Here is a 4,655-nt window from a genome sequence, read left to right as displayed (position 1 = left end):
GCGGCGCTGCGGTGCCGACTGGGGGCTGGCCACGACCGGGGTGGCGGGCCCGCAGCCGCAGGACGACAAGCCCGTGGGACTGGTCTACGTGGCCGTGGCCGGGCCGGGTGGCACCGCTGTGCGGCAGCTCGACCTGACCGGTGGCCGGGATCACATCCGCTCCGCCGCCGTGATCGAGGCGCTGCGCCTGCTCGCCGAGCGGATCCACGAGGCCGACGCCGCCGACGCGGACGACGCGGACGACGCCGGCTAGGCAGCCGGACGTGACGCCGGCGTCCCGGGCGCGGACCAGGCAGCCGAGGGCCACCGGCGAAACCGGCCACGTGGCCGGGCGGGGGCGCCGGCGCGGCAATCCGACGGGCGGGGCGGGATGTCGCCGCGCCGGGTACCGGGTACCGTTGCGGAAAGGCTCCGTCGGTCGGTGCCGGTCTGGTCCGCCGCGTTCGGCCCGTCATGGCGGGCGAACGTGCGGCCGGAGAGGGGGAGGTGCGATGGTCCTGCTACGCCGAGTGGTCGGGGACGCATTGCGGGCACGCCGGCAGGGGCAGCACCGCACCCTGCGTGAGGTCTCCTCCGCCGCCAATGTCAGCCTCGGTTACCTCTCCGAGATCGAGCGTGGCCAGAAGGAACCCTCCAGCGAACTGCTGGCCGCGATCTGCGACGCGCTGGGCGCTCGCCTCTCCGAGCTGCTGCGCGAGGTCAGCGACACCGTCGCGCTCGCCGAGCAGATGCCGAACGTGCTGGTCCCCGTGCAGGACGAGTCGGCCGACGCCGCGCCGGTGTCGCCGGCCCCGGCGGCGAAGGCCACCGGTCGGGCCGTACGCCAGGTCAACTCCGACGGCACGGTCGCCGTCTCCGTCCGCCAGGACTCGCCGCTCAAGGCCACGCTGCGCAGCACCCGGGTCCGCCCCGCCGAGCGCGACCGCGACGTCGTCTGCGCCGCCTGAGTCTCCTTCGCAGCGCCGTAGCCGGTCTCGCGCTGTCCGCGTAGGGTTGATCGCAGACGGTGTCGGCCGCCTGCTCGCCGGTAAGGGTGCCGGTCTGGCGCCGGGCTGGGACGATGGAGGGACTGCCGCGCCGGTGGTCCGTCGTTGCGTCCGGCTCGAGCAGGCGGAGCGACGCTACTGAGGGGATATCGCGGAGATGGCGAACCCGTTCGTCAAGGGGTGGAAGTACCTGATGGCGCTCTTCGGCGCCCGGATCGACGAGCACGCCGATCCGAAGGTCCAGATCCAGCAGGCCATCGAGGAGGCGCAGCGCCAGCATCAGGCCCTCGTGCAGCAGGCCGCCGCGGTGATCGGCAACCAGCGCCAGTTGGAGATGAAGCTCTCCCGGCAGATGTCCGAGGTCGAGCGCCTCCAGGCCAACGCCCGGCAGGCGCTGGTCCTGTCGGACCAGGCCCGCGCCCGGGGCGACGAGGCCGAGGCGGGGCGGTACGAGCAGTCCGCACAGACCCTGGCCACCCAGCTGGTCTCCGCCGAGCAGTCGGCGGAGGACCTGAAGACCCTGCACGACCAGGCGCTCGCCGCCGCGGGCCAGGCCCGCCGCGCGGTCGAGAACAACTCGATGATCCTCCAGCAGCGTCTCGCCGAGCGAACCCGCCTGCTCAGCCAGCTGGAGCAGGCGAAGATGCAGGAGAGCGTGGCCCGCTCGCTGGAGTCGATGTCGGCGCTCACCGCGCCCGGCACCACCCCCTCCCTCGACGAGGTGCGCGACCGGATTGAGCGCCGCTACGCCAACGCGATGGGGCGCGCCGAGCTGGCCGGCAACTCGACCGAGGGTCGGATGCTGGAGATCCAGAAGGCGACGCTCGACTCGGCCGGCTCGGCCCGGCTGGAGCAGATCCGGTCGAGCATGGCCGGCGAGCAGCTCGGCGTGCAACAGCGGCAGGGCGGCGAGCAGCCCGCCGCTCCGGCCACCGACCCGGCCGCCGCCGCCCGCCTCGACGAACTCCGCGCGACGATGGCCCGCGAGCGGGGCAGCGGGGACACCACCACCGCCGGCTGAGCGGGCGGCCAGAGGAGGTCAGGGTGGCAGACGAGCGTACGCGGTACTTCCGGCGGCTGGCCCGACTTCGCCGGTCGGCGCGACGGTGGAGCGTGCTGGCCGGTGGCCTCGGCGGCGCCGCCGCGGTCCTGACCCCGTACGCCGGGCTCGGGCTGCCGGACGCGGCCTGGGCCGGTGCGGCGGGCAGCGCGGTGGCGCTCGCCGCGTGGCGCTGGATCGACCTGCGGGCCCTCGCCGCCCAACCGGCGCCCCCGCCGGTCGACCCGGTCGAGGCCGCCGCCCGGTCCCGGGCCCGGTTGGTCGCCGCCGTCGAGCGTCTGCCGGCCGGTGCCGGTGTGGTCGCCGAGGCGCGCCGCGTCCGCGCCCGGGTGGCGTTGCGCGGCACCAGCGCGGCGCAGCCCTGGGCCCGACTGGATCGGGCGACGATCGCTCTCGGCGGGATGACGCGGCGGCTGACCGGCCCGGCCGAGCCCGCCGTGCAGGAGGCCGCCGTCGCCGACCGTTCGCTGCGGGAACTCGCCCGCCGGGTGGCGAGCGTGGAACGCGCGCTCCGGCTCGCCCCGACCGACGCCCGGGCGCCCCTGGCCGACACGCACCGGATCCTCACCGAGCAGCTGGAGAGCGGAGTGGCCGCGTACGAGCGGCTCGTCGTCGCCGCGGCCGGTTACGTCGCCGAGGATGCTCGCCCGGACGCCCCGCACCCGGCTGCCGCCGGGCTCACCGAGGCGACCGACCTGCTGCACGGCGTGGCCGCCGCGCTGGCCGAGCTGCGTACCGGCGGCGACCTCCGCACCCCACTGCGCTGACCCGCCCCTGCGGTCCGGTCCGCTCGGCCATGGGGAGAGCGGCCGCCGCACGCGGAGTGAGCTCTCGCCGCGGGTAGGCGCGGCGGCCGCTCGGGGCGGTCAGGGTGGGGTGGTGACGGTGGTCGGCGCCGTGAAGGCGGAGCTGCCCACCACGTTGAACGCGCGGATCCGGTAGTGGTAGGTGACGCCGCGGGCCAGTCCGGTGTTGGTGAAGCTCCGCCCGGTGACCGTGAACGTGGCGACCTCGCGACCGAACGTCGGGTCGACGGCGCGCTGCACGATGAACCCGGCGCCCGGCCCGAGCGGGGTCTCCGGCGACCAGCCCAGGACCACCGTCGCCGTGTCGGGCCCGGGCGCGTCGGCGGCGACGGTCACCGCGCTCGGTGTCGCCGGAGCCGGCGGGGTCGTCACCGTGCCCACCGTGGACCAGGGCGAGGCGGCGCCGAGATAGGTCGTCCGCACCCGGTAGTAGTACGTGGTGTTCGGGGCGACCGCGGTGTCCAGGTGGTTGTCACCCACCCCGATGGCGGTGGTGGCCGGTCCGCTGGTGAACGTCGGGTTGGTGGCCCGCTGCACGTCGATTCCGGTGGCGAAGGAGCGGTTCGACCAGCGCAGCGCGACCCGTAGCGGAGCGGCCGGCGGGATCGCGGCGATCAGCCCGGCGGGGGCGGTGAGCTGCACCGACGCGGGCACGCTGTTCGACCAGGACGAGCAGCTGACCGCGTTCTCGGCGCGGATCCGGTAGTGGTAGGTGACGCCCGGGGTGACCGTGGCGTCGATGTACCGGGTGGCGGTGGCCGCCACGGTGATCGTGGTGACCCCGGTGGTGAAGGCCGCGTCGGTGGCTCGTTGCAGCAGGTGGCTGGTGGCCGGAGGGCGACCGCCGTTGCCGGTCCAGGCGAGGGCGATGGCGGGCAGCGCGGTGGCCGAGCCCGGCGCCGAGGTGGCGGTCAGCCCGGTGGGCGCCTTGGGCGAGACCCGGAGCACGAGCGGGCGGTTCATCCCCAGGTCGCGGTGGCTGCCGAGCTGGCTGTGCCAGCGGTACTCCCAGCCGAGGTTCACCAGCTGGTTCACGACCAGGGCGGGCCGGCCGTCGAAGGGGCTCACCGGGGTCGAGCCGGTTCGGGCGCCGGCCGGCCTCGTCGGGTCGAGCAGCCGGACACTGTCGCCTATCTTGAACGGCAGGGTCGGCGCGACCGGACGCAGCGCGACGACCAGATCCTCCCGGGGATTGACCCGGACCACCTCCTTCCAGCCCAGCTCGCCGGGGTCCGGGTGGCGGATCGTGCCGTCCCACCCGACCCGGTTGACCACCTGTAGGTCGCAGCCGTCCAGACGCAGGGCCTCGGTCTGCCGGCTACCGCCCACGATCCGCCAGAGCTGCGTACCGTCGGCCGGGGCGCCGATCGGCACGGCCGGATCGGCCGCGAAGAGGATCTCGGTGGCCGGGTCCTCGGGGCCGAGCGGCAGCGTGCCGGGGGAGAGTGGCCCGGCGTGCGGGTGGGCGACGCCGAGCCGGCCGGCGATCCGACCGTGCCGGGGCTCGAAGACCTGCTGTACGGCCTTCACCGCGACAGGTACCGCGACCGGCACGGCGCCACCGGCCGGGGTGAAGGTGACCGTCGCGGCGTGCACCGGCACCGCCGTCTCCCGTTGGGTGCGGGTGCCGATCGCCGCGTCGTAGGCCGGCTGCGGCACGATCGGCGGGCGCTGGCTGGCCGCGTACGCCCGGGGCAGTCGCTCGCGCAGCCGGGCCAGGTCGTACGGGGCCGCGGGGGCGCCGCGTACGCGGAACTGGAGCAGGGTCCGGGTGTTCGGCCCGTACCCGGGGAGGGTGGGGGG

At 75.5% G+C, this 4,655-nt stretch carries 4 protein-coding genes and 1 pseudogene; 4 read left to right on the top strand and 1 reads right to left on the bottom strand.

Annotated elements, in window-relative coordinates; genetic code table 11:
• From E1211_RS30825 to E1211_RS30810, 4 genes are all read left to right on the top strand, one after another.
• Positions 1-253, top strand: a 253-nt coding sequence (locus E1211_RS30825) for a CinA family protein (protein WP_132353553.1), incomplete at its 5' end; no start/stop codon positions are given.
• 238 nt (positions 254-491) lie between these two features.
• The gene (locus tag E1211_RS30820; RefSeq protein WP_132353551.1) at positions 492-947 is read left to right on the top strand and encodes a helix-turn-helix domain-containing protein; all 456 of its coding nucleotides are present in this window, start codon (positions 492-494) and stop codon (positions 945-947) included.
• A 196-nt stretch (positions 948-1,143) separates the two neighbouring features.
• Positions 1,144-2,007 carry a PspA/IM30 family protein gene (locus tag E1211_RS30815; protein ID WP_132353549.1) on the top strand — a complete coding sequence of 288 codons (864 nt, stop codon included), beginning with the start codon at positions 1,144-1,146 and terminating at the stop codon, positions 2,005-2,007.
• Positions 2,008-2,030: 23 nt separating this feature from the next.
• Positions 2,031-2,813, top strand: a complete 783-nt coding sequence (locus E1211_RS30810) for a hypothetical protein (protein WP_132353547.1) — start codon at positions 2,031-2,033, stop codon at positions 2,811-2,813.
• Positions 2,814-2,912: 99 nt separating this feature from the next.
• Here the strand turns inward: E1211_RS30810 and E1211_RS30805 are convergent.
• Positions 2,913-4,655, bottom strand: a pseudogene (locus E1211_RS30805) (hypothetical protein); the annotation flags it as partial.

It is taken from the genome of Micromonospora sp. 15K316 (assembly GCF_004348525.1).
Lineage (GTDB): Bacteria > Actinomycetota > Actinomycetes > Mycobacteriales > Micromonosporaceae > Micromonospora.
Note: the sequence above shows the minus strand (reverse complement) of the source record. Positions and strands in the feature narration are given on the sequence as shown.